The organism is Ruegeria sp. YTSA168 (assembly GCF_059610045.1).
The window spans coordinates 142,468-166,702 of record NZ_JBXWMW010000002.1 but is presented as its reverse complement, the minus strand read 5'-3'; the positions used below and the strand labels follow the sequence as shown (position 1 = coordinate 166,702).

The 24,235-nt window shown below is 55.6% G+C and carries 17 protein-coding genes; 11 read left to right on the top strand and 6 right to left on the bottom strand.

Annotated elements, in window-relative coordinates:
- Positions 1-30: 30 nt before the first annotated feature.
- The 7 genes from AC2FFE_RS04525 to AC2FFE_RS04495 all read left to right on the top strand — a co-directional run bounded on the left by AC2FFE_RS04525 (position 31) and on the right by AC2FFE_RS04495 (position 10,273).
- Positions 31-2,070, top strand: a complete 2,040-nt coding sequence (locus AC2FFE_RS04525; RefSeq protein WP_496845997.1) for a dynamin family protein — start codon at positions 31-33, stop codon at positions 2,068-2,070.
- Entirely contained in the window at positions 2,067-3,353 is a 1,287-nt protein-coding gene (locus tag AC2FFE_RS04520; RefSeq protein WP_480864736.1) for a dynamin family protein, read from the top strand. Before AC2FFE_RS04525 ends, AC2FFE_RS04520 begins: the two co-directional genes overlap by 4 nt.
- Positions 3,354-3,691: 338 nt before the next feature.
- Positions 3,692-5,857, top strand: a complete 2,166-nt coding sequence (locus AC2FFE_RS04515; protein ID WP_496818148.1) for a serine/threonine-protein kinase — start codon at positions 3,692-3,694, stop codon at positions 5,855-5,857.
- A 209-nt stretch (positions 5,858-6,066) separates the two neighbouring features.
- Positions 6,067-7,047, top strand: coding sequence for an FHA domain-containing protein (locus AC2FFE_RS04510; protein ID WP_496818149.1), 981 nt, complete (start codon positions 6,067-6,069; stop codon positions 7,045-7,047).
- A 3-nt stretch (positions 7,048-7,050) separates the two neighbouring features.
- Positions 7,051-7,836, top strand: coding sequence for a PP2C family protein-serine/threonine phosphatase (locus AC2FFE_RS04505; protein WP_496818150.1), 786 nt, complete (start codon positions 7,051-7,053; stop codon positions 7,834-7,836).
- Between the two features lie 19 nt (positions 7,837-7,855).
- Positions 7,856-9,118, top strand: coding sequence for a substrate-binding periplasmic protein (locus tag AC2FFE_RS04500; protein WP_496818151.1), 1,263 nt, complete (start codon positions 7,856-7,858; stop codon positions 9,116-9,118).
- A 45-nt stretch (positions 9,119-9,163) separates the two neighbouring features.
- Positions 9,164-10,273 carry a peptidoglycan-binding protein LysM gene (locus AC2FFE_RS04495; protein ID WP_496818152.1) on the top strand — a complete coding sequence of 370 codons (1,110 nt, stop codon included), beginning with the start codon at positions 9,164-9,166 and terminating at the stop codon, positions 10,271-10,273.
- A gap of 49 nt (positions 10,274-10,322) precedes the next feature.
- Here AC2FFE_RS04495 and AC2FFE_RS04490 read toward each other — a convergent pair whose 3' ends face one another.
- Both AC2FFE_RS04490 and AC2FFE_RS04485 read right to left on the bottom strand, forming a co-directional pair.
- Positions 10,323-11,177 carry a polysaccharide deacetylase family protein gene (locus tag AC2FFE_RS04490; RefSeq protein ID WP_496845996.1) on the bottom strand — a complete coding sequence of 285 codons (855 nt, stop codon included), beginning with the start codon at positions 11,175-11,177 and terminating at the stop codon, positions 10,323-10,325.
- Between the two features lie 4 nt (positions 11,178-11,181).
- Positions 11,182-12,954, bottom strand: a complete 1,773-nt coding sequence (locus AC2FFE_RS04485; RefSeq protein WP_496818155.1) for a carbamoyltransferase family protein — start codon at positions 12,952-12,954, stop codon at positions 11,182-11,184.
- Between the two features lie 538 nt (positions 12,955-13,492).
- On the opposite strand from AC2FFE_RS04485, the gene AC2FFE_RS04480 reads away from it, so the two are divergent.
- The 3 genes from AC2FFE_RS04480 (at position 13,493) to AC2FFE_RS04470 (ending at position 17,751) form a co-directional block, all read left to right on the top strand.
- Entirely contained in the window at positions 13,493-15,064 is a 1,572-nt protein-coding gene (locus tag AC2FFE_RS04480; protein WP_496818156.1) for a carbamoyltransferase C-terminal domain-containing protein, read from the top strand.
- A gap of 99 nt (positions 15,065-15,163) precedes the next feature.
- Positions 15,164-16,690, top strand: a complete 1,527-nt coding sequence (locus AC2FFE_RS04475) for a glycosyltransferase family protein (protein WP_496845995.1) — start codon at positions 15,164-15,166, stop codon at positions 16,688-16,690.
- A gap of 65 nt (positions 16,691-16,755) precedes the next feature.
- A complete protein-coding gene (locus tag AC2FFE_RS04470) occupies positions 16,756-17,751 on the top strand; it encodes a glycosyltransferase family 2 protein (protein ID WP_496818159.1) in 996 nt (331 codons plus the stop codon).
- A gap of 19 nt (positions 17,752-17,770) precedes the next feature.
- Here AC2FFE_RS04470 and AC2FFE_RS04465 read toward each other — a convergent pair whose 3' ends face one another.
- Positions 17,771-18,931 (bottom strand): glycosyltransferase family 4 protein, encoded by a 1,161-nt coding sequence (locus AC2FFE_RS04465; RefSeq protein ID WP_496818160.1) that lies wholly within the window; start codon positions 18,929-18,931, stop codon positions 17,771-17,773.
- 75 nt (positions 18,932-19,006) lie between these two features.
- Positions 19,007-20,314, bottom strand: a complete 1,308-nt coding sequence (locus tag AC2FFE_RS04460; RefSeq protein ID WP_496834239.1) for a lipopolysaccharide biosynthesis protein — start codon at positions 20,312-20,314, stop codon at positions 19,007-19,009.
- Positions 20,315-20,664: 350 nt separating this feature from the next.
- On the opposite strand from AC2FFE_RS04460, the gene AC2FFE_RS04455 reads away from it, so the two are divergent.
- Positions 20,665-21,615, top strand: a complete 951-nt coding sequence (locus AC2FFE_RS04455; protein WP_496818162.1) for a sulfotransferase — start codon at positions 20,665-20,667, stop codon at positions 21,613-21,615.
- A 249-nt stretch (positions 21,616-21,864) separates the two neighbouring features.
- On the opposite strand, the gene AC2FFE_RS04450 is transcribed toward AC2FFE_RS04455, so the two are convergent.
- Together AC2FFE_RS04450 and AC2FFE_RS04445 are read right to left on the bottom strand one after the other, a co-directional pair.
- Positions 21,865-23,046, bottom strand: coding sequence for a glycosyltransferase family 4 protein (locus tag AC2FFE_RS04450; protein ID WP_496845994.1), 1,182 nt, complete (start codon positions 23,044-23,046; stop codon positions 21,865-21,867).
- Positions 23,047-23,174: 128 nt separating this feature from the next.
- A complete protein-coding gene (locus AC2FFE_RS04445) occupies positions 23,175-24,233 on the bottom strand; it encodes a glycosyltransferase family 4 protein (RefSeq protein ID WP_496818164.1) in 1,059 nt (352 codons plus the stop codon).
- Positions 24,234-24,235 lie beyond the last annotated feature (2 nt).

Genomic DNA, 24,235 nt, shown 5'->3' with positions numbered 1-24,235 from the left:
TTTGAGTAATGTGTTGTTAGGATACCCAGTATGAGTGAGTCCAATCGTCGTGAGTTAATCCGCATAGCCGAGGACATGAATGAGACGAGCAATGACGAAACCCGTCAGTTCATCTCGCGTATTGTCGGCGATCTTTCAAATCTGAAACCGTCCATTGCCTTTGTCGGACAAATCAAGGCTGGTAAATCCCGCCTTATCAATGGCTTCACAGGTCAGGCCGAATATTTGCCATCTGATGTGAACCCGTGGACCACGGTGATCACCGATATGCATTTCGGGCACCCTTCGGGGCGGACCGAAGGGGCCGAATTTCATTTCTTCGACAACCACCAATGGCAGTCGCTGATCGCCGAAGGTGAAGAGTTGCGCAACATGTTCCCGGATGACGAGGACAGCTATAAGCGCGAAATGATCGAAGAGCAGGTCGAGGCGATGAAAACCCGCGCGCAGCGGCGTCTGGGCGACAGCTATGAACAGCTTTTGGGTCAACACCATGATCTGGAACAGCTGAATTCCGACGATCTGGCCCGGTATGTCTGCGCCGGCGACGACCCGACCGAGGACGGCCCTTTGGATCCCGGCAGTGACCGGGGGCTGTACAGCGACATCACCCGCAAGGCTGAGGTCTATTTTGACATCGGCCATTTCCCGTTCCCGTTGACGGTGACAGACACGCCGGGTGTTAATGACCCTCTCTTGATCCGCGAAGAAATCTCGCGCCAGTACCTGAAAGAATCCGATTTCTTTGTGGTGGTTCTGTCGGCGCATCAGGCGCTTTCTCGTGCCGACCTGAAACTGTTCCGCCTGATGCAAGCGCTTGAACTTGGTCAGATCGTGGTTTTCATCAACCGCGTGGATGAACTCAGCGATGGCGCAGAGGACGCGACAAAAGTACGCGCCGATGTGCTGGACGGATTGGAACAGGCCCTGGGCAACTCGGATATCGACGTGCTGATGGGCAGCGCGCAATGGGCGCATTATGCGCTGACAGGCGATGAAACAGGTGTTAACCACGACCATGTTTTGTCCTGGTTGCGGGCGCATCCGGAACAGATGCGACAGTATCTGGACGGTGTGAAAGAGATCAAGCAGGGTCCCGGCCCGATCAGCCGCGAGGCGGTGTTGCGTTTTGCCGCCATGATCGCCTCAGGCTTGCCAGACCTACGCCGTCATGTGACGCAGGCCCTGATCGAAGGACCGCATGACGAACAATTGCGTATGGCCTGGCAACACCTGAACAGCTTTGCCCAGGCCGAACTGGAACGGTCGCAGGCTGATCTGCGAGTCCTCGAGGCTGATGCAGAAGAAACAGCTGTCAGCGTCGAGAAAAACGACAAGACGCTTGAGGATCTGCGCGCACTGATTGCCGAGAAGAAACAGACTATTACCCATGAAATGGACGAGGTTTTGTCCAATCTGCGCGGGGTAATGGATGACACCGTTTCCGAGGCCGTCTCGGCTGTTGTGCGCGGTCCTGAAGGAAAGTCTCCCTTGCTGGCCAAAGGGGATACAGAACTGAACTTCACGCCTTTAAGGGATCGCATGCGGGAACTGGTTCAAGGTGCCTCGCAAGTGGTGCGGCAACGGGTTCTGAGCGAGCTTTACACAATCGACATGCAAAGCAACGCGGCGTTGCGGGCCCTACCCGGCTGGCAGGAACCGGTGGATAATCGCATGAACACCAGCGCCGTGCGCTGGTTCCGCCCGGACACCACGGCGCTAACCCGTGGCATCACGGTCGAACTGCGTGTAAACTGGTTGTCGAGGCTGATCTCGCGCAACAGCGTTGTCTCGCGCGCGGAACGGATGATCACGCAGGAATTCGAGCTGATGGGTGACGATCTGATCGACACTGCGCGTGACGATCTGCTGGAACGGCTTAACACCGTGTTGGATCATTATCTGGCCTTGCTGGCAGGCCATCTGCAGCATCGCGCCGGGACAGACGATACCAACGCAAAGGCGATAGCACAGGACGCGCTCGACCGTGCACGCCGTATCAGTGATGATCTTGGGGCTATCTTTGGCACCGGACATCAGGAAGACAGACTGGCAGAGGCTGCTGAATGATTGAATTTCCAGGGACCGAGCAGGAAGTGCGTCAACTCGAACGCTTCCTGACCGCGACAGAGAAGATGGAGGCGGACGCCGCGCTAGAGGATCTGCGCGCGCGCGCATTGGCGCATGCCGAACGTCTGTCGAATGCGGTGAACATCGGTTTCGCAGGGGAATTCGGCGCAGGCAAATCCAGCCTTGCCAATATGTTGGCTGGTGCAGATATCCTGCCCACTGGTCCGCAGCATCTAAAATTGCCTTTGGTCATCGTTGCTTATGCCGAAACGCCCGAAACAACAGTGGGCTGGTGGAATAAAGAGCCCAAGACCTACTCGGGTATCGCATTGGAAAAGGCAGCCGCTGATGAGCCCGATTTTATCTCAGTTGGATTGAACACCCCAGCGCTCAAAGAAATCTCGCTGTTCGATCTGCCCGGATCGGGGGCGCTAGACGATACATATAAGCAGACCCTGGACCTGCTCAAATTCGTGGATTGTGCGATCTGGTGCACCAACGGCACAAACGCCTGGCGTGAAACAGAACGGCATTTGTGGGCGCAGGTACCCGCTGAGCTGCGCCAGAATAGCCTGCTTGCAGTGACCCATGCAGATTTGCCGCCTGTTGAAGAGGCAATCGACCGCGTTCTGGCACGTTTGAAAAAAGAAAAAGACGGGATGTTCCGTGCTGTTGTCCCGATTGGCACACCCGTGGCTGTTCGCGCAATGGCGCAAGAACCCGAGCCGGATTTTGCTCTGTGGGAAACCTGTGGTGGCCAAACACTGGCTGAACACGTGCTGGAAGTTGCATCAAGCCGCCGCCAAAGTGATCTGGACGCCGCGCGAAAAGACATCGAACAGGAGTTCCTGCCTTTCCTTGAAGCTCTGAAAGAGTCTGAACCGAAAGCATCCGGAACAGAAAACGCGGATATGCAATCGACCTTGGGCGCGGCTCTACCCCCGTTGAACAATCCCATCCTAGAAGACTGGCTTGCCGCAATCGCGAGCATCTATGAGGATCTGCGAGAAAACGCGGATATGGAACCAGCGACGTTCTTGCAAAGCTGTCAGGAAATTGTCGAGGATTTTGCCGAGCGTCTGGAACAGGGCGGCGAAATCGACCCCGAGGCCGACTGGATTCCGGCTGAATTCGAGAAGGCCACAGACCTTCTGTTGTTGCTGCAATTCGAAAGCGGCAACGCACCGCTGAAAGATGCCATCAGCATCCTGGCTCAGTTGAGCGACAACCTGGCCTGGGCAGGTAGCACTGTAGTCACGGCGCAGACAAAAACCGGCACCTAAACGACTCCCGTGAAGATTGAGCTGCATCGCAGCGATTCGTTGTCGCCCAAATCCGATTCTTAACAGTTTCGGAATCGTCGACCAGAACGCTCCAATCCGGGTAAGAAGCTTTGGATTGACGATCTTAAAAATCAATATCTTGATCTCTGAAATATAGGAAATCAATATATTGATATACGTCCGAAACGATCCATAGTGAAGCCATCGGGCGGCCCCAATAAAGTCTAATTTGAAACGTCTAACCGTTCTCAAGTGACCTGCGGTTGTTTTGGGTTGTAAGTTTCGGGCGGTTTGCCCGGTTGTTTTACCGCAAAAATGTGTAGAACGGGCGGATTGAAATGAGCCACAACCAGGCAGTCGGTGCATCGCACGACGAACCACATATCGAAGGATTGGAACCCGGCGCAAAGCTGTTGCGCGGACAGTACGAAATCCTTCGCTTTCTCAGCAATGGTGGGTTTGGCATTACCTACCTTGCGCGGGATAGCCTTGAGCGGGATGTGGTGATCAAGGAATGTTTCCCGGGCGCCCTGTGCCGTCGCAATGGCGATCTGGTTGAACCAAATGATCCCGCCCTCAAAGAAGACTTGCGCGCCATTATCGACCTGTTCATTCAGGAAGCACGCAACCATGCCCGCCTGGTACATCCCAACATTGTCGATGTGCATCAGGTCTTCGAAGACAACGATACAGCCTACATCGCCATGGACCTGATCCGTGGATGCGATCTGCTGGACTATATGGAAAACCCCGACACAGAAAGCGGCCCGGACTTCATCGTCCAGGTAACCGAAAAGATGTTGTCGGCGGTGTCGTTCATTCACCAAAGCGGTATGCTGCACCGGGATATCTCGCCCGACAACATTCTGATTGATGAAAACGGCGATCCCGTCCTGATCGACTTTGGCGCGGCCCGCGAGCAAGCAGCAAACAAATCCGCAGCCTTGTTGACCCTGCGGGTAATCAAAGACGGGTATTCCCCCCATGAGTTCTATGTGCGTGGGGCGGAACAGGACCCGAGCAGTGACCTCTATGTACTGGCAGCCACGCTTTATCACGCGATCAGCGGAGAGCGCCCGGTTGATGGCCAGTCCCGCCTAAATGCGTTCAACAACGGCCAGGACGATCCGTATGAACCGCTGACCGGCCGCTTCGAAGGCTACCCTGATGGCTTCCTTGAAGCGATCGACAAGGCGATGGAGGTTCACGCTACGGATCGACTGCAAACTGCCCTGGACTGGCTGCGGATGTTCCGTGGCCCAGGTGTGATGTTCGATACGTTTGCTTACCGCCCCATCTCGGTCATCGTGGGCATGGATCGCAAGGACAAAGAAGAAGAGAAAGAGCGGATCAAGGCTGAGACCGAGAATGCCGAAGCCGTCGTCACCGCACTGCTGGCGGGGAATTCGGATATCGCGCTTGGCAATGACGACAAAAAAGAAGACGAACTGGCCAAGTTTACCGCAAAGGAAGACGGGCCGATCGCGGTCGACACCGTCGTTCAAAGCGGGTCGGGCGGAAATGGCAAACTACTGGTGGGCGTGGCTGTCGTAGCCTTGGCCATTGCCGCAGGTGGCTACTTCGTTATGTCCGGCGGCGATAAAGCGCCCGAAACAACCGCAACGGCGTCAGTGGCAGAGCCAGCAGTGACCGCAGCTGCTGCACCGGAAACCGCCGCTACACCTGCAACAGAAGACACTTCAGAGGCGCCTGTCGAGCAGGCAACCTCCGTTCCTGCGGAACCGGCTGCCACAGAAGCAGCCGCCGCAGAACCGACCACAGATGCTGCAAAAGAAAATGCAGCCGCAGTTGACACAACCAACACAGAACTAGCAGCCGCCGAAGCCGACACAGCACCCGAAGTTGCAGCCCCTGCCGAGCTGGCGGATCCTGGTGAACTTGTTCAGGATCAGGTCGCCTTCGCGCATTGGGATGTCGACATCCCCTTCACCGTCTCGCGCCGCCGTGCGGTTACCGGCGACACATTTGCCGTGACCGCCGTGAACTCGGGTCAAGACATGTCAGTTATTGGCGACTGGATTCAACGCGGCGCGACGATGTTCACGCTGAACGGTGATCAAATCCGCTCTGACGCATCATTTGCTGGGCAGGTTCTGGACGGCTTCAAGGTTGACCCAGACGGATACATCCGCGTTGCGGCGCGGTACCGCGTGCGGGGTGAGACCCGTGTTCAGAACGGTTTGATGGCGCTGCCCGCAATCCGTGCGGTCGGGCTGCAGAACGGCTATGAATTCACAGTGCGCAGCGATGGGACCGACGGATGGCAAACCGTTGTTTCCAGCGTGCCTGGACAGGCTGCGGGCGATCTTCGTGATGGGGATGTGTTGCTGAGTGAAACACAAACCGGAACAAGCCTGAACACCGCCGAAAGCCTGGACGAAACACTGGCTGCACTTGTGTCCGAGAACAAAACCGAAGCGCGGTTTTCCGTTCTGCGCGGCGGGGCCGAAACAGCTGCGACGATGCCGCTTGCACAGGAGTGATCAGACCGGTTCGCAAAAATTCTGCCAGCGTTGTGTTTGCTGAGAATGGCCCAGTCTCGGGCCGAACTGACGGGGACCGGACCGTCGCAGAGAGTTAAGAGTTCTTGTGGTCTTCCAAATGATAAGTGCCGCTGCGCCTATAGCGCAGAGGTAAGTTCCAGCCCCAACGCACGTAGTTCGCGTGCCGTTCAAATGAAGGTGTCGACGCCATGTTCAAATACAAAAGCCCTCTGAGCCGGCTTCTAGAAGGCGCGGGCAAAACAGAAGAAGAAAACGCTACCGAAAGCGTGGCACCTGCCGAGGAAACTGCAGAACCCATCGCCGATTTCAACGCCCTGCGCGAAGCGCTGGCTGGTGGCAATGCGACATCCGAAACCTATGAGGAATCGGATGAGTTGATGCCCGAAGAAAAGATGCCGGACTTCGCAGAAGAGGCCACGGTTGAAGCGCCCGAAGTCGAGGCCGAAGAACCTGTCGAGCAGCCGGTTCAAGAAATTCAAGCGGCCGAGGTAAAGATCGATGAACCAGCACCTGCCGAAGATGATCAGGTTGTAACACTGCGCCTTGGCGCCGAAAACGCTGTTGATGTCATCGGCGAGGCGCCCGAAGCACCCAGTGCACAGGTAGCAGATCCAGCCCCGGCAGCGCCGATCGAAGACGCAGCGCCAGCAGCAGAGATCGCAGAAGAGGTTGCAGAACCTGCACCGACACCTGCGGCAGCGCCTGCCACGGATCGCCGGTCGCGCGTAAAAACAACCTTCCTGGGTTTCGAACGTGCCGATACCCATGTACAGGACGTGATGGAGTCTGCCGAACCCGTCACCAAGACGGAAACCGCGCAGGGAACCTTCCCGGTCGGCTGGCTGGTCGTGACCGGCGGGCCTGGCCGTGGGGCCAGCATAACTCTGACCGAAGGCCTGATGCAGATTGGCCGGAATGACGATCAGGCAATCCAGCTTGATTTCGGCGACACCGGCATCTCTCGCGAAAACCACGCCGTGATCGCCTATGACCCCGAAGATCGCAAATGCTATCTGGGTCATGGTGGTAAGGCAAACCTGGTGCGTCTGAACGGCAAACCCGTTCTCAGCACCATCGCCCTGACCAACGGTGATCTGATCCGTATCAGCGAAACCTCGATCCGGTTCATGGCCTTCTGTGATGACGGTTTCGACTGGAGGGATTCGTAACTGATGTTGGCGACTCCGGCATATGACATTGCCCTGATCCTGAATCAGGGTCAGCGCGACTCGCAGGAAGATGCTGTCGCCGCGCGGACCTTTGACGCCGTCGATGCGGGCTATATTGCGGTCGCCGACGGCATGGGTGGTCACGAAGCGGGCGAGGTCGCCTCGGAGCTGGTGATCAACGCCTGGCGTGATGCGCTGGATGACGAGTTGGATGTTGAAACACTGTCCGAACGCGCGCTTGTTGATGCGCTGCCTCTGGCGGCAATGCAGGCCAATGCATCCATTGCCAGCCACAACGAAGAAAAGGGCCTGGGCTTTAACATGGGCTCAACGCTGCTGGGTGTGCTGCTGCTGGGCCATCGCGTCTATTGGATTTCGATCGGTGACAGCCCGTTCTATCTGTTCCGGGACGGCGCGCTGTCGCAAATGAACGAAGACCATTCGATGGCGCCTGCGATCGATGCACAGGTTGCACAAGGGAAACTGACCGAAGAACAGGCCCGTGCGCATCCGGATCGCAATCAGCTGACCTCGGTGGTCATGGGCGGCGCGATCCCAAAGGTAGACTGCCCCGAAGATCCGCTGAACCTGACCGCTGCCGATATCGTAGTTCTCGGCAGCGATGGGTTGCAAACCCTTACGGACAGCGAAATCCAAGGCGTGCTGTCTGAACATCAGGACGCGTTGGCGCAAGACATCGCCGACGCCTTGCTGCAGGCCGTTCTGGCCAAGGCCAACCCCGATCAGGACAACCTGACAATCGCGGTCGCGAAACCAAACAAATCATAACAGGCAAAGCAACCAGACCATGAGAAAACACCTTATCATATCCAGCCTTGCACTTGCCGCTGCCACCGGCGCGGCCTGGGCGCAGGAGGCGTGTTCGACTTATGAAATTCAACGTGGCGACAGCCTGCGTGAATTGTCCATCCAGGTCTATTCGACCGAAGATTTTCGCGTCATCTATGACGCCAACCGCGACGTTATCGGGACCAACCCCAACATCATCCGCGTTGGTGATGTGCTGACCATGCCATGTCTTGAAGATATCGGTCGTGCATCGGTTCTGGTCGATACCGAAGAAGGGCGTCTGGCGACTGAAATGGCCGCTGAACTGGTAAAAGCAGCCGAAGAACGTGCAGCCAAAGCCATTGCCGATGCCGAAGCACGGGTGGCCGCCGCCGAAGCCGAAGCCCAAAAAGCCAGCGAAGATGCCGTGATCGCCGCAAAGGCTGCAGCTAAGGAAGAGATTGAAGCCGCACGCGCCGAAGGGGCCGCGCTGATCCGTCAGGCACAAACTGGCGAACGGCCCGAGATCCGAGACCGGCAGCTTCTGCTGATCACGGGCGGTGGTTTCATGCCCTTCACCGATGAATCGCTGCCGAACCGCGGGCTGTACACCCACCTGGTGGAAACCGCGATGCTGCGGGCCGCGCCCGAGCAAGGTTACAAAATCCAGTTCGTCAACGACTGGTCCTCGCATCTGGACCTGTTGATGCCGACGCTGGCGTTTGACGGCACGTTCCCATGGTCCCGCCCAAATTGCGAACAGGCAGAAGCTCTGTCTGAAAGTGACCGGAACCGTTGCGAAACCTACAACTTCTCAAACCCGTTCTACGAGGTTGTGGATTCCTTCTTCGCACGCGAAGGCTCTGGCTACGAACAGACGCTGAGCTATGCGGATTTCGCCGGAACAACGATCTGCCGCCCCGAAGGCTGGTCACTGTCGCATATGGATGCCGTCAGCCTTTACGAGCCGGTTATCACCTTGTTGCGCCCGGTCGACCCGGATGATTGTTTTCACGCTGTGATAGAAGGCCGCGCCGATATCGTAGCCATCGAAGCTCATCTGGCGGAAGAGGCTATAGCGCGCCTGGGATACCAACACCGTATCATCGAGAACCCCAACCTGGCGGCGGTAAAGTCGCTTAACGTCATGACCCATAAAGATAACCCTGATGGGGAAGCGATCCTGGAGACGCTAAATCAGGGACTGGCAATCATGCAGCAATCCGGAGAGTGGCGCGATATCGTTTCGACCGCTCTGCGACATCAAATGGAAAATGGATAAGGCCCGGCACGGCCTAAGAAACCTACAAGTCTGGAGGAAGTGGACATGTTTGAATTCAATATTAAGAAAGTGGTGATGTCGGCCACTGCCGTCACTGCGCTAAGTGCTGGTGCAGCCGCCGCGCAGCAGGCCTGTACGAATTATACGGTTGCAGATGGCGACACAATGGCAACCATTGCCATCGCGGCATACGGCACTTCGAACTATCAGCCCATCTTCAACGCAAACCGTAACATCATCAGTAACCCGAACTCGCTTGAGCCTGGCCTGGTATTGGCCCTGCCCTGTGATGATGGTAGCCTGCCCAACGGTCAGTCTGCACAAGAAATCATTGCAGCGGAAGAACAGCGTGCAGCCAATGTTAAGCGTTCGAACGTTTATCAGCCGCCAATCAAACTTGTAACTGGCAACGGCTGGGCACCGTTCGCAGATGAAACGCTGAATGGTGGTGGTGCAATCACCCGCCTTGGAACCACGGCTCTACAACGTGGCGGCAACGCGGTCGATTACTCGGTCAGCTTTGTGGACGATTGGAATTCCCATCTTGAAACGCTGCTACCCCTTGGAGCGTTTGATGTATCAATGGCGTGGAACATGCCCGACTGCACCAACCGTACATATGAGTGGTCTTGGGAAACTGAGGTTCGTTGTACTCAGTTCGACTCATCAGTACCTGTCTATGATATTGTCGTAGGTTTCTACAGCATCCCGGAAAGTGAATACGCCAGCGCAACAACCTTTGATGAGTTGAAAGGCGCAACCATCTGCCGCATGGATGGCTGGTTTATCCACGACCTGGAACAGGAAGGCCTGCGAGATGGGGAAAGCATTTCGCTGATGCAACCGATTACTGCGCGTGAGTGCCTTGATGCAGTTCTGACCGGCACTGCAGATGTTGCAACATTCGAAGTTCAGCTTTTCTCGGACACAATGTCTGAAATGGGTTTGAACCAGAATGACCTTGTCGAAAACTCGTATGTAACGAGCTTGTCGTCACTGCGTTTCATCGCACATCGCAGCAACCCATTCGGCAAAAAGTATCTGACAATGCTGAACAAAGGCCTGAATGAAATGCGTGAATCCGGCGAATGGTATGCGATCGTTTCGGACACGCTTCGCGAACACAATGAAAAACTGATTGCAGCTTCGAACTGACCCTCGGTTCAGCTGACACTATGGGGCCGATCCGATGATCGGCCCCTTTTTATTGAGCGACAAATTGATCCAGCCGCCCAGACAACCCTTCGGGTGGCAGCAACCGGGCGATCTTGCGCAACAATCGCTTGCCACCCAACCGCAGCCACTGATTTTGCCGAAGCACCCAATAGGCGGAAGTTTTCGCCCCCAGCGCAGCCAGTTCCTGCCGCGATACGCGGAACGCCTGGTGGCCTGATATCTCATACGGATGCAGATAGATATGGGGTGCCAATCCGTTGGTGGTTGCCTGAGCAATCAGATCCTTCGCCACCTTATCTGGTGCAAGTTTCAGATAGGTACCGCCCAGACGTATTTGCGGCCCCCTGCCCTTGTATTGAGAGGAAAACAGCGGCAGCACGCGCAGCTTTGACAGCTGCATCTTCTGCGCAAAGTCCCGACATTGATCGGGCGATCCAAAGAAAGACGAACTGTCATAGTCGAAATGCCGTTCGATCAACCGGTATTGTTCAGGCGTATCCCGGTTCACATGGAACTTCGGAGCACGAAAGCCTTTGACCGGGGCATTTGCGGCTGTTTGCAGATGATCTTTCGCGCGCGCCAGCATGGTATCGACGGTCTGCGCCGACTGTCGGTTCATGCTGTCGTGATAGTGATAATGGCAGGCAATTTCATGCCCCTGCCCCGCGATACGCGCAATCAAATCTGGGGCATGTTCCGCAACCACGCCTGTGCAGAAAAAAGTGGCCTTGCGTCCGCCGGGGCCACCGTTTTCCTGTAAGAATCCTTCAATCAGCTCATAGCTCTGCCACAGGGCGTCTGCGCGCAATGGACCGGTTTCCCAGATACCAAGATCGCGCTTCAGGTCGTGCGCGAAATCCTCGAAATCTATGCTCAGATACACGCGGTCACGCCACTGCTTTGCTGGGGCTTTCCTCTTTCAACGCCTCGCGCAGCACGACGAAATCGCCGATGACCAGCGCATCCACACCCGAAGCCGCGAAGGTCGCGCAGGCATTGAGCGGCGAATAGACAATCGGTTCCTGAATGTTGAACGAGGTATTCAGCAGGACCGGCACACCAGTCTTTTCACCGAACTTCGTCAGCAAGGCGTGATAGATCGGGTTGGCCGTTGGCGAAACCGAATGTACCCGCGCGGTCTGATCCGTGTGGGTGATGGCCGGGATGTCTTTTGCCCGGTCGTCACGTACACGGGCCACGATGTTCATGTAAGGGCTGGTTTGGTCGATCTCGAAAAAGTCCGCGGCAGCCTCTTCCGCAACGCTGGGTGCGAAGGGGCGGAAATGCTCACGCTTCTTGATCTTAGCGTTGATGTCGTCGCGAATGCTGTCTTTGCGCGGATCAGCCAGGAAAGACCTTGTGCCCAAAGCCCGTGGTCCGAATTCGGCCCGACCCTGGAACCAGGCGATGATCTTGCCATCTGCCAACAGGTCCGAGACCTTTTCGAGCAGCTCATCCTGTGGCAGCGCGATTTGAGGCTGCGCGCAATAGTCGTTCAGCGCCATGGTGATCGACGCCTCATCCCATTCGGCCCCCAGATAGGGGTTGCGCACCGAGGCCATGTCGATCTGATCATGCGGAATACAGGCCAGCGCCGCCCCAACAGCACAACCGGCATCATGTGGTGCGGGCGGGATGATGATCTCATCAAACGTGCCGTTCGAAATCAACGTGCCATTGGCCGTAACATTCAGCGCGCAGCCGCCGGAGATAACCAGTTTGCGCAGGTCAGGATTGGCTTTACGGACCGGCTCCAGCACGTGGTGCAACGCGTCCTCAAACGCAGCCTGAACAGACGCGGCCAGGTCGATATGGCGTTCATTCGGTACTGTACCAGGCTCACGCGCTTTACCGAACAGCTCTTCCAAACGGGGGTGGAAGACACCGCGCAGCGCCGAGTGATAGTCGCACAACGTGGTGTTAACCCGGTAGCCGCCATTGTCTTCCAGCAGCAGGATCTCTTTCAGGATCGCATCGCGGTAGATCGGTTTGCCATAGGGGGCCAGCCCCATCATCTTGTATTCGCCTTCCAGCATCTTGAAGCCCAGGAAACCGGTGAAAGCGGAATAGAAGTGACCCAAAGAATTTGGCCAGCGGTGATCGGCAATCTGCTCACGCTTGCCATTGCGCATCGTGGTCACGATGGTCGAGCTTTCTTCGCCGCCACCGTCGTAAGACAGCGATACAAAACTGTCCCAATCGCGCATGGCCTCGGCATACAGTTGGTGGGTCAGGTGGTGATTGATGTAATGCAATTTGAAATCGCAAGGCCCATGTTCCGAGGTCAGAATCTTGCGGATTTTGAAAAGGTCCATCCAGCCGCTGTCCTGCGGCGTTTCTCCACCACTGCTTGACGAGAACAACGCGCCGATTCGCGCGGTCACGCCTTTGGCGGCTGATGGGCTTTGCAAAATCTTGCGGACCGTGCCCATACCTCGCCCGGCCATGCGCCAAGGCTGCCAATACACGGCGACCTCATCAATATCCGCGAATTTCAGAGCGCCGATCCGAAGCACTTCCGAGATTGCATGATGGGGAAAAGCACCGTCATTCTTGACCCGAGTCAAACGCTCTTCTTCAACTGCGGCAACCAGTTTTCCGTCCAGAAACAACGCCGCTGCGCTGTTGTTCATCGTTGCCAAACCCAAAATTACTGACATAACCTAAAACACCCTTGGCCAAATAAACTGCCGTTAACGCGCACACCGTAACGGCCTTCGCGTTCGCTGTGCAAGGATGTAGATCACACAAGCGTGGTAGAAAATACGTAAGTCTGCGGAAACTGGCTGAACGGCCTGAAAATCAAGGCATTTGTTTAAGGTTAAGTGCAATACACCGCAAATATGCCTTTGAGCGAACTGGTTTTGAACTGCGAACAATCGGTTCATTTTACCGAATCCGTTTACGATTTTATCCTGCACTCGGCCAAACAAGGCGCTGTCGGAAAAGAGTGTTTACAAGACCCCTGTTCGGTCTGATAGGTTGCAGCCGTTGAGTTTGGCATTTGGTTTGGTTTTTGATTTTCAGGTTAGCGTATGTTCCCAATCCGCCAATGTTCCAACCCGTTCGATTTCGCGGGATTATGGAAAGAGCGTAGCAAGAACAAAGTGTTATGACGGGCACCGCCCCGAAAACTGCCTTTTGAAGGCGGCGCATCCTGATGAACAAGACACCAACCCGATTTACGAGGTACAAGGGATGAAGATTCTGTCGTTCAAATCTGGCCATGATGGAACAGTGGCGGGAATCGATTGTACGAGCAAAAGTCTTTTGTTCTCGTATGAGGCCGAAAAGAACAGCTTTCCCCGCTACACGCCGGTCACTCCTGACACGTTCATTGATGCCGGGCTTTGGTTCAAGGATCTGCCCGAGGTTCTGGCACTCAGCGGCTGGTCCAGCAGCGGGATGGATCATGTCACCACCTCGGGTGCGGGGTATTTCGGCATCGGCCAGGGCTCGGAAAGCGTGGGCAAACGCACCTTCTTTGGTAAAACAGTCGACTACTACTCTTCGACCCACGAACGGGCACATATCTGGTGCAGCTACGCGCTGTCGCCCTTTGCGCAGGGCGAGCCCTGCTACGTGCTGTTGTGGGAAGGCGCCTTGGGCGATTTCTATGAAATCGACCGCGATCTGAACATTCATCACCGAGGCCAAGTGATGACCGCACCGGGCAGCCGATTCGCGTTTCTTTATGCTCTGGCCGATCCCGAGTTTCCCATTTCGGGCGGCGAGATGCGCCCGTCGGACCCAGGTCGCCTGATGGCCGCCTGCGCCTTCGGCGAGGCTGGTCCGGTAGATGAAGATGAACAATCGTTTATCGATCAGATCCTGTCGGTTGATCTGGCGACGCACCCCTTGCGCAAAAGCTCGTTCGTAAACTCCCCGTTCTTCAATATCGGCACCGACAGTCAGAGGCTCAAGAATCTGGCGACCAAACTGTCAGATGCCATATTCTCGCGCTTTCACCATTTCGCCGAGGAGAACCTGAAAGAGGGTTTGCCGCTATTGATCGCCGGCGGCTGCGGCCTGAATGGGAATTGGAACGCACAATGGGAAAACAGCGGCCTGTTCCGAGAGGTATTTGTACCGCCGACCACGGGAGATTCGGGTTGCGCAATTGGCACGGCGGTCGATGCAATGCGACACTATACGGGGCAAGCCAAACTGGAATGGTCTGTCTATTCTGGTCAGTCTTTCTCTGACGACAAGGTTGAGTTGGAGGGGCTGAAGGCCTCGGAACTGAATCTCAAGACCGTCGCGCAAGCGCTTTACGACGGTAAGATCATTGGATGGACGCGAGGCAATTGCGAAATCGGACCGCGCGCGTTGGGCAATCGGTCGATCCTGGCGGCTCCGTTCAAGGCGGAGACGCGCGCCAGGCTGAACCGGATCAAGGGACGCGCAGAAAACAGCCCCGTTGCCCCGTCTTGTTTGGAAGAGGACACGGCGCTGCATTTCGCGATGAAGGGCCCATCGCCCTACATGCTTAGCTTTCATCAGGTGACTGACCCGAAACTGGCAGCGGTGACCCATGTGGATGGCTCGGCCCGCGTGCAGACCGTTCGGCGCGACCAGAACGCGTTTTTCTATGACCTGCTGGCCGAATTTAAATCGATCTCGGGCACCGGAGTTCTGTGCAATACTTCACTGAACTTTCGAAATTCGGGGTTTATCAACACCTCCAGCGATCTTGCGCATTATGCGCGGCAGGTCGGGCTGGATGGTTTTGTAGCAGGAAACACGTTTTACGAGGTTGTCGACGGTTGAAAGTATCTATGTTCGGGCACCCGGACAAACAGTTCAATTCCGAGTAATGTGATGAAGAGTAATGAGTTTGTGTTCAGCACGTATCAAGGGAGGCCGGCAATGAGAACGGCCGATACTATTCACGTAGAAAAACCAGATATCATGTGGTGCGCGGTGATTGTGCTGCTGGCCGTGGTTTTGTTCTTTGCCGCAACACCGTGGGGTATTGGGGTCCGTCCGGATTCGGCCTCTTACCTTGGGTTTCCATTCTATTTTCAGGGGCATTCGCCAGGATATATCTGGGCGATCGACATCGTCGAAAGTCTTGGGATGGGTCCATTGACAGCAGCCACCGTGGTCAACCTTTCTTTCCTTTGTCTGAACGCCCTGATGACATTTACACTGGCGCGCGGGCTGGGGGCATCCCGGCTGATCGCCGGTTTTGCGGCGCTTTTGATCGTAACGTCTCCCTTGGTGTTTGAACTACATGTAACCGTCCTGTCCGAAGGGATGTTCATCTTTCTGATGCTGCTGACACTGGCGCTGCTGAGCGTCTATGCTGGCACGGGTGCTGTGCGGTTTCTAATCCTGGCCGGGCTTGTGTCGGTTCTCGTGTTCCTGACGCGATTCAACGGCGCGCCTATCTGGGTTGTTGGGGTTTTGACAGCTCTCTTCCTGGGACCGCAGGGTGTAAAACCCCGACTACTGCATGCAGGAGCCTTTCTGGCCGCGGTGATCGCCCCGCTGATGTTGTGGTCGTATCTTGAGGCCGCCGCCGGAGGATCGGGGCTTGGACGGGAATTTGCGTTTCTGGGCAACGCGACATGGGCCATTCTGATACAGGGCGCAAACTCGATCTGGGTGTCGTTCTTCCCAAATGTGGTGCCCGATATCCTGAAGATCGCTGTCAGCCTGGTTCTGATCGGTCTGCTGATCTGGATCGTCTGGTACGAAACCATAACTCGTGTTGTCACACGCGCGCCGGATGCGGATCACCGATGTGCGGCGTTTCCACTATTGGCGACTGTCTATATCTTCGGCCATTTCGCGCTGCTGCTTTTGTCGATCCTGATCGAGCCAAATCTACCGTTGAAACCCTCGTATTTTGCGCCAGTCTATGTGCTGCTGATCATCATGGGAGCCCACTACTGCGCATGTTTTGTGGTAGGCGACGGCCTACAACGCTGGACCGGGCTGGCTCTGATAGGGCTCGGTGCATTGGTTCTGATCTCAAATATAGCCAGAACCGGAAACCTGATTACCGAGTTCCGGGAAGAGGGCATCTTTTTCGCAGGACCGAAATGGTATCAATCGCCGCTGGCGGCTGAGATTAGCAAACTGGACCCCGAGACATTTGTGTATTCCAACGCGCCAGACGTGGTTCATCTGGTCACCGGGTACAAAACCACCTGGTTGCCGATGAAATTCAACCGACGCACGGGGTTCGAAATCCCCGAACGCCCCTACGCCAAAACGCTGGGTGAAATGCGGGAAGGTTTGGCAAATGGAACGGCCGTTGTTGCCTATTTCGATGATGTGACGTGGCGGTTCTACCTGCCCACACAGGACGATTTGACGCAAGAACTGAACCTGACCGAGGTCATCCGTACAACAGATGGAACTCTTTTGAACACGTTGGGCAATTAACGACGTGCCGACGGGCCTGCGCTGCGGTTACACTTCCTCAACTGAACTAAGCTGAGGGGCGCGTCATGCTTATGACGAAAGCCGAAAATGAAGTTGGCACCAACGAAGCGCTCTGGCCGCGGGGGCTTGAGATTGCGGTGATCCTGCCCTGCTATAACGAGGCGGTCGCCATTGGTGAAACCATCGCGCAATTTCGGGCGGCCCTTCCGGACGCGACGATCTATGTTTTTGACAATAACTCGACCGACAACACCACGCAGGTCGCACGTGAGGCGGGCGCCGTGGTTCGCACCGAAAATCTGCAGGGCAAAGGCAATGTCGTCCGTCGGATGTTCGCGGATGTCGAGGCCGATGTCTATGTGATGGCCGATGGGGATGCGACCTATGACAGCGCCGCCGCGCCACAGCTTGTTCAGCTGTTGGTATCGCAGAACCTGGATATGGTGAACGGTGCGCGCGTGAACAAAGAGACTGAGGCGTATAGGCGGGGCCACAAGTTCGGCAACGCGCTGTTCACCGGCTTGGTCAAGTTCTTCTTCAGCGACAAGATCAACGATTTGCTGTCAGGCTATCGTGTATTCAGCCGTCGCTTTGTCAAAAGCTTTCCCGCTTTGTCGAACGGATTTGAGATCGAAACAGAACTGACGGTCCATGCGATGCAGATGCGTATGCCCATTGGCGAAGTTCAGACGAGCTATTTCTCGCGCCTGCCGGAATCAACCTCGAAGCTTTCGACCTTCAAGGATGGTTGGCGCATTCTCAAGATGATCAGCCTGTTGATCAAAGAAGAAAAGCCGATGGTCTTTTTCATGTCACTGGCTCTGATCTTCTTTCTGCCGTCGTTGTCAGTGTTCCTGTCGGTCTTGAACGAGTTCCTGCAAACCGGGATCGTCAGCAGGTTCCCATCTCTGATTGTGGCAGTTGCAGGGTTTGTGGCTGCAATGTTGTCGGTTGTCTGTGCCTTGATCCTGGATTCATTGGCGCGCGGACGGCGCGAGATTCGGCGCCTGTCCTATCTGCAATTCCCCGGTGTCACTCAGACAAAGGCATCCAAAGACTGACTTTGGGCGCGGTGCAGGTTCAGCCCAGAAGCTGGTCGTAGATCTTGCACACGCCGTCGATGTGAATGGCCATCCCGAAATTCTCTCGGGCATAGCGTTGGCCGGCGTCGATGATCCACTCCTTCAGCGCTGTGTCACTGTGCATCCGTTTGACAGGTTCGACAAACGCCTCGGCGTCGAAGGGATCAACGAGAAACCCGTTCTCACCCTCCACAATCGCCTCAACATTGCCGCCGTGCCGCGTGGCCACCACAGGGGTACCCAGATACATGGTTTCGATCAGTGTGCGCCCAAAGGGTTCGTCCAACGCGGTGACCAGATTGGCGTCCATCGCGGCCATGTAGCCGTCAATCGGCTGGCAGAAACCCATGAAATGAATCTGACTGTCCATCCATGCCTCGGATGCCAAGTCTTTACAGGTTTTCTCCAGTTCACCACCCCGTTCACCGACGCTGCCGAACAGCAGGCCGTGCACCGGCACATCGGGCATGGCCTTTTGAATCGCGGCGACCGCTTTGACAAAATGATCAGGGCGTTTGCGCGGAACATAGTTTCCAAAATACCCCAGTAACAGTGTCTCGGGCGGTAGATTCAGTTCGTCCAACACGTCCTGCCGTGCTTGCGCAGGATCGGGTGGGTTGGGGTTAAAATCGAACGGGCTACGGATTACGGTGAATTTCTTGTCCACAGACCGCACCGGCTTTCTAGGCTTTGAGAAATGCGAGACGCTGATGATATGGTCCGACAGGACCGGGGCCAGCTTATTGATCCCAAAGGCAGTTGGGTCCTGGCGGTGGTGCCAGATATGTTTGCGACCCGACAGTTTTGTCGGCAAGGCCCAGTTAGAATGCATGCGGCCTTCGTTCGTATGGACGATATCCGGTTTGATCCGATTCAGAACCGAGATGAACCCCGGAACGCTGGACATCAAATACTTTGCGGGCCCGCAATCCCCGTCATATTTGATCTGCCCCGGCGACATAAGCGCCGGTTGCTTTAACACCTCATAATCCAGGCCCAGTGATTTGGCGTATTCCCCCGCCAGACCATCCTGATAATGAACGATGATATAGGGTTCGTATTTCGATCTGTCCAAGCCCGCGGCCAACTTCATGGCAGAGACATGGCTGCCACCGATGACGGTGTCCCCTTCAAAAGGAAACAGGATTCGTTTGGTCATTTGTTTTCTCGTTAATCTTAAATCACTGATGAATCGGGGTCTTCAAACGTGGTTTCATATTGTGTGGGCGATCCCCTATTGCCGCGCCAGATGAGATCGGATGGCAAAGATGCACCCTGTCGTCCAGACGATGTTGAAAACCACATGGGACAGAGCGACACCCTCGATCCCCAAAACATAAAGCAACGGTATGAACGACAGCGCAAATATGCCGGTCGCCACCATTGTCGTCTGCACCAACGCCCGATCCAGGCCCATGCTCAGCATGGTTGGATTTAACGACAGCCCGCCCAGATAGATCACCGCCGCAAACATCAGGATTGTCATAACAGGAGCAGCGTCCGCAAATTCAGACCCGAACAGCAAGATCGCCAGATCAGACATTTTCCACGCCAGCGGGATCGAAATCACCAAAGACACGCTCAACATTACCAGCGAAACATAGCGCACAAGTTTCCAGAACCTGGTGTACTCCTCCGCGGACCAAAGTCGCGTCATCTCAGGGTACAGGACCTGCCGGATCGGGCCGCCGATACGCACGATATTCGTCATGATACGTTTACCGACTTGATAGAAACCAACCGAGGTGACATCCAGCAGCGCCCCCACGACCAGCACGTCAAGCCGTTGGGTCGATTGCCGCAACACAACGTTGAAATTCGAATTCCACAAAAACCGCAGGAACCGGGGGTTCTGCTTTAGCGCCGTTCTGAGGCTCAGCCCCATGAAGCTTTGAACACCTCGCCGTTTCAGCTCGCGCAGCGCAAGGCAAAAGGCAACAAGACCGGTCAAAACCTGATGCATCAGCATCAGGGCCAAAAACGCCCAAAGCCCCAAATCCAGCAGGAACACGATGATTGTGCCCACAAGGCGCAAACCGGCGACCACCATGTCTGACACAGCCAGCAGGTCGAACCGGTCATGCACTCGCAGCACCGCAATACCAGTGGGCCGCAGCGACAGGAACAATCCCAGGGCAACAAGAACGATATAGGTTGATCCGCCATCTTCGGGCAGGCCGATCAGCGGGGCTACAAACGGGGCCAGCACGATGGCGACTGCACCTGCCAGAATGCCCCCTAAAATGTCTATGACAACAGACAGTTTGATCAGATGCGCAAAGCGGTTGGTGTCTTCCTCGGTCAGCGCGTCGCTGCCGTATTTGATCACGGCCTGCCAAGGTTCCAGCCGACACAAGCGGTCCAGTACTTGCACATAGGCATCAACCAAAGCCAAAATCCCCACCGCAGCAGGGCCCACCGCACGTGCGGTGATGATCAGGGTCGCCAACCCAAATACCGCGATGAGTATCTGGGACAAGAACAGCCAGGACATGTTCTTTGCAAGCCGCCCAATCAAGGATTTGGCATCAAAGCGGGTCATAGTTTTGATGGATGTTCTAACCGGGTTTTGCCCCGGGCACCTGAACATAACATGGTGCAAAACAACCTTGGCACTCGTCTCAGGTCAAATACCTTTCGTCACTCACTAAACTTCAAAATTTGGCGATTCCAAACTGTCACTAGTTCTATCATTTTGTTTTTTGGACTTGTATCCTTTTACGAAAGCGCAGTTTGATATCGAAATCCAGCCCTGTTTTTGGAATCCTGCTTTCCACATGGGGAGTTTACAATAGGGGCCGGGGAATGCAGAGGGGAAAAGTCGCGAAGACTTGCCTTTTTGGTGCGAACGCGTTTGGTTGCGATTTGAGTTTGGGTATTGATTAACACCATATGGAACAAGCAAAAGTTCTCATACACATTGGCTACCACAAGACCGCGACCTCTGCGTTGCAGAAACAGCTGTTTTCGGCAGCTGATGGGCCATTTGCCACCCCGCCGGATGAGCCAAAATATGTCTTGTCGAACAGATTCGTATTGCCGCAGCCTCTGACATTTGATCCGGAAGCGGTTCGTGAACAATACGCTGATTTCCTAGATACTGCGCATGGATCAGGGAAAGTAGCCGTGTTCTCGCATGAGCGGTTTTCGGGCTATCCGGCAACCGGAGGATTCGACAGCCCGATGATCGCCGACCGCCTGAAGAAGACATTTCCGGATGCGCATGTGCTGATCGTCTTCCGCGAACAGCTATCCAGTATCCTTTCCATGTACAGCCAGTATATCACCGATGGTGGGCATAAATCGTTCAAGCGATACATCGCTCAGGTCGAGCCGATGATGCGCCGCGTGCCCATGTTCAGCCCGGAATTCTATCACTACCACCGCCTGTTCAGATATTATCAAACGCTGTTCGGAGAAGACCGCGTGCATGGGCTGACCTATGAACAATTCGTCCGGGATTCGGACGCATTTGTAGCTCAGCTTTGCGGCGGATTGGGTGTTTCTGCCCCGAAACAGCGGTTCGACCGTACCAATACCAAACGGTCACAAAGTTTTCAGGTGCTTCAGCGGGTCGTCAATAGGACGCTCAGCAGAAACCAGCTCAGCGCCGGAGCATTTCTTCCTTTGCCGAACGCATCCCGTAGGTTCGGTAAGCTTAGCAGCCCACTCAGCCGGATTTTTCCAACCGCTCTGGACAATATGATTGAACGGCGCACGGCCAAATATGCTGCTGAACAGTTTGATGGGGCCTTCGCCGAATCCAACTTAGCTTTGCAAGAACTCACAGGCCTGGACCTTGGCCAATACGGGTATCAGATGCCTGATCGCCAAACAAACTGACCCTATTCAGACCCCTGAAAAAGCAAATGACCAGCACCCCAAATGCTGGTCATTTTTTCGAGTGAGTGATAGTGCCCGAAGGCGCCACCGGTAGTTATCTCAGGTTGCACCTAACTTACCAAAGCTTGAGGGCCGCGGATATTAGGGGAATCCCGTAGGTTTGCTGATTTTCGCAAAAATACCGATTATCATGTTGTAAATAATCAACTATTTCAACATTCCGCATGACTTTACGCGCGGGTCAGATATTCACTCGGAAGATGAGTAGAGCTGTTGGTCGGGTCGCAGCAGTCCCATTTTGCGCAGCAGAATGGTGTTGATACGCCGGACATCAAAAACAGCCTCAGCCCGGCTGCGGGAGGCCTGCCCCATCTGCGGAATCAACTCGGGGCTTTTCAGAAATCGTGCCATGGCTTGGCTCAACGATTGCGGATCACGCATCGGAACCACAAAACCGGTCTCTGCTTCGATCACCGGGTCGGCGCATCCAGGCGCGTTTGTCGTTACAACCGCGCGCCCTGTCGACATCGCCTCCAGGATCGTGCGTGGTATTCCTTCGCGATAGGCCGATGGCAGCACAAAGACCGAGCAATTGCGCAGGTAAGGTCTGACGTCATCTGTTTCGCCCAGATACTCCACCACACCTTCGCGCTCCCATTGATCGATTTCTGCCTGCCCCACGGAATCTGGGTTGGCATCCATCGGGCCCAGCAACTGGAACCGGGCCTGCGGGTAATCCTGTTTCAAAAGCCGGGCGGCTTCAACGTAGTCGAAAACACCCTTCTCTTTCAGCAAGCGAGAGATCATCAGAAAGACCGGCGGGCCATCTGATGGATCAGACGGAGCGTATTTATTCAGATTGACACCCGACCCTGGCACAACGCTCAGCCGCGTACCCTGCCCGACCATACGACGGTCTTTGAACTCCTGTTCGTCAACCGTGTTATAGACCAGCAGTTCATCCACACCCCGCAAAGACAGTCGGTACATATTGGCCGACAGGGCGCGGACGGCACAGCGTTTCAGGCTGGTGTTCTGCGCATTGAATACATAGCCTAGGCCTGTGCACATCGCGTATTTTTGCGGAACCCCAGCCAGGCGCGCGGCCAGACAGCCATAGATGATAGGCTTCATCGTATAGGCAAAAACGGTATCCGGTGCGAAATCGGCAAAGATCTGGCGCAAGCTGAGTAGCGTTTTCAGATCCGCGATCGGGTTCATCCCGGTCCGTGCCAAAGGAAAATGTACGAATTTGACTCCGATCCCGCGCAACGCCTCTTCACTGGGCGCGTGACGTTCCGGGCCGCAGGCGATCACCTCCGCGCGCATCGACAACTCGCGCAGCAGATCATAGCGGAAATTGATCAGGGACGAGGTCAGATTGGCCACAACCGCGATCTTGCGCATCGGAACGTCTTGTTCAGCTGTCATGGTATTCACACTTTGCAACACGGCACACTCCGATCCACCGATGTAAGGATCGGGCTGGTCCTAGTTGATTTGGTGCTAAAATAACTCACCCGGTGAAACCTTCGCTGTGTCAGTGCGTAGAATGGGCCTTAGGCCACATCGTCAATTGTTTCGTCCCACTCTGCAAGGATGTTGTCGGGGGCCAGCCAGACCCTGCTTTCCAGATCCGCATCGCGCATCTTCTGCAACAGATCGGGCGATGCGGAGAGACGCAGAACGGCCTGCGCCAGACCATCCACATCCTCGGGCGGAACCAGCAAACCGTTTTCTTCGTGTCGGATCAGTTCGCGCGGACCATAGGGACAATCGAACGAAACCAAAGGCAATCCTGTGACAGTGGCTTCGGCCAGAACATTGGGAAAACCTTCGTAACGCGATGAAAAAACCAAAATGTCGGCATTATCCATCCATTCCCCCGGCGCAGCACTGGAACCGGGCATTGAGATGACATCCCCAAGCTGCAGCCTATCCCGCTGCGCCTCCAGCGCTTTGCGCGCGGGACCTTCGCCATAGATGGTCAGCCTTACGCTGGGATTGCCCGCCAGAATTTGCGGCATGGCATCAAGCAGTAAATCAAATCCTTTTTGGTGATCCAGACGCCCCACCGCAACAAGATTAGACGATCCCGAGCCCAGATGTTCACGCGCACCGGTGGGCAATGCGCACGGGTTTGCGATAATCCGCGCCTTACGCTGTATCGCGCGCGGCAAATCCTCGCTGGCGCGCTGTGTCTGCATCACAACCGTCCGGGCCCGCCGTGCAAGCAGGTTCTGAGCGTGACGCCAGACCGGATTGGCGGTCTGCGCGCGCGGGTTGTTTCGTTCGGATATGATCACCGGGGTCGCACGATCCAGCGTCGCAATCAAGGTCAGCACGTTGATCTTGGTCAGGAAGCTGACGATGACATCTGGGGCAACCTGCTGGATCACTGATCGGATGTGGCGCAGCCGATCCAGTTGCCCGCCACCCGCCTGCGCCACGTGAAGCGTAACCTCATCGGGAAACGGGAAATACGACCCACCGGGTGGCATGGTCAGACCAGCCACGTGAACCTTGTCCCCACGCTCGGCACGATGCGCGGCCAAAATCGATACGATCTTCTCCGCTCCGCCCGCGCCAAATCCACCCTGAATGATAAGGATCTTCACGC

What these genes read in the sequence shown, in the direction of transcription:
- AC2FFE_RS04505 (WP_496818150.1), top strand. Translation starts at nt 7,051, where the DNA reads ATGTTGGCGACTCCGGCATATGACATTGCCCTGATCCTGAATCAGGGT.
- AC2FFE_RS04520 (WP_480864736.1), top strand. Translation starts at nt 2,067, where the DNA reads ATGATTGAATTTCCAGGGACCGAGCAGGAAGTGCGTCAACTCGAACGC.
- AC2FFE_RS04495 (WP_496818152.1), top strand. Translation starts at nt 9,164, where the DNA reads ATGTTTGAATTCAATATTAAGAAAGTGGTGATGTCGGCCACTGCCGTC.
- AC2FFE_RS04460 (WP_496834239.1), bottom strand. Translation starts at nt 20,314, where the DNA reads ATGACCCGCTTTGATGCCAAATCCTTGATTGGGCGGCTTGCAAAGAAC.
- AC2FFE_RS04500 (WP_496818151.1), top strand. Translation starts at nt 7,856, where the DNA reads ATGAGAAAACACCTTATCATATCCAGCCTTGCACTTGCCGCTGCCACC.
- AC2FFE_RS04485 (WP_496818155.1), bottom strand. Translation starts at nt 12,954, where the DNA reads ATGTCAGTAATTTTGGGTTTGGCAACGATGAACAACAGCGCAGCGGCG.
- AC2FFE_RS04475 (WP_496845995.1), top strand. Translation starts at nt 15,164, where the DNA reads ATGAGAACGGCCGATACTATTCACGTAGAAAAACCAGATATCATGTGG.
- AC2FFE_RS04510 (WP_496818149.1), top strand. Translation starts at nt 6,067, where the DNA reads ATGTTCAAATACAAAAGCCCTCTGAGCCGGCTTCTAGAAGGCGCGGGC.
- AC2FFE_RS04465 (WP_496818160.1), bottom strand. Translation starts at nt 18,931, where the DNA reads ATGACCAAACGAATCCTGTTTCCTTTTGAAGGGGACACCGTCATCGGT.
- AC2FFE_RS04450 (WP_496845994.1), bottom strand. Translation starts at nt 23,046, where the DNA reads ATGACAGCTGAACAAGACGTTCCGATGCGCAAGATCGCGGTTGTGGCC.
- AC2FFE_RS04480 (WP_496818156.1), top strand. Translation starts at nt 13,493, where the DNA reads ATGAAGATTCTGTCGTTCAAATCTGGCCATGATGGAACAGTGGCGGGA.
- AC2FFE_RS04470 (WP_496818159.1), top strand. Translation starts at nt 16,756, where the DNA reads ATGCTTATGACGAAAGCCGAAAATGAAGTTGGCACCAACGAAGCGCTC.
- AC2FFE_RS04525 (WP_496845997.1), top strand. Translation starts at nt 31, where the DNA reads ATGAGTGAGTCCAATCGTCGTGAGTTAATCCGCATAGCCGAGGACATG.
- AC2FFE_RS04515 (WP_496818148.1), top strand. Translation starts at nt 3,692, where the DNA reads ATGAGCCACAACCAGGCAGTCGGTGCATCGCACGACGAACCACATATC.
- AC2FFE_RS04455 (WP_496818162.1), top strand. Translation starts at nt 20,665, where the DNA reads ATGGAACAAGCAAAAGTTCTCATACACATTGGCTACCACAAGACCGCG.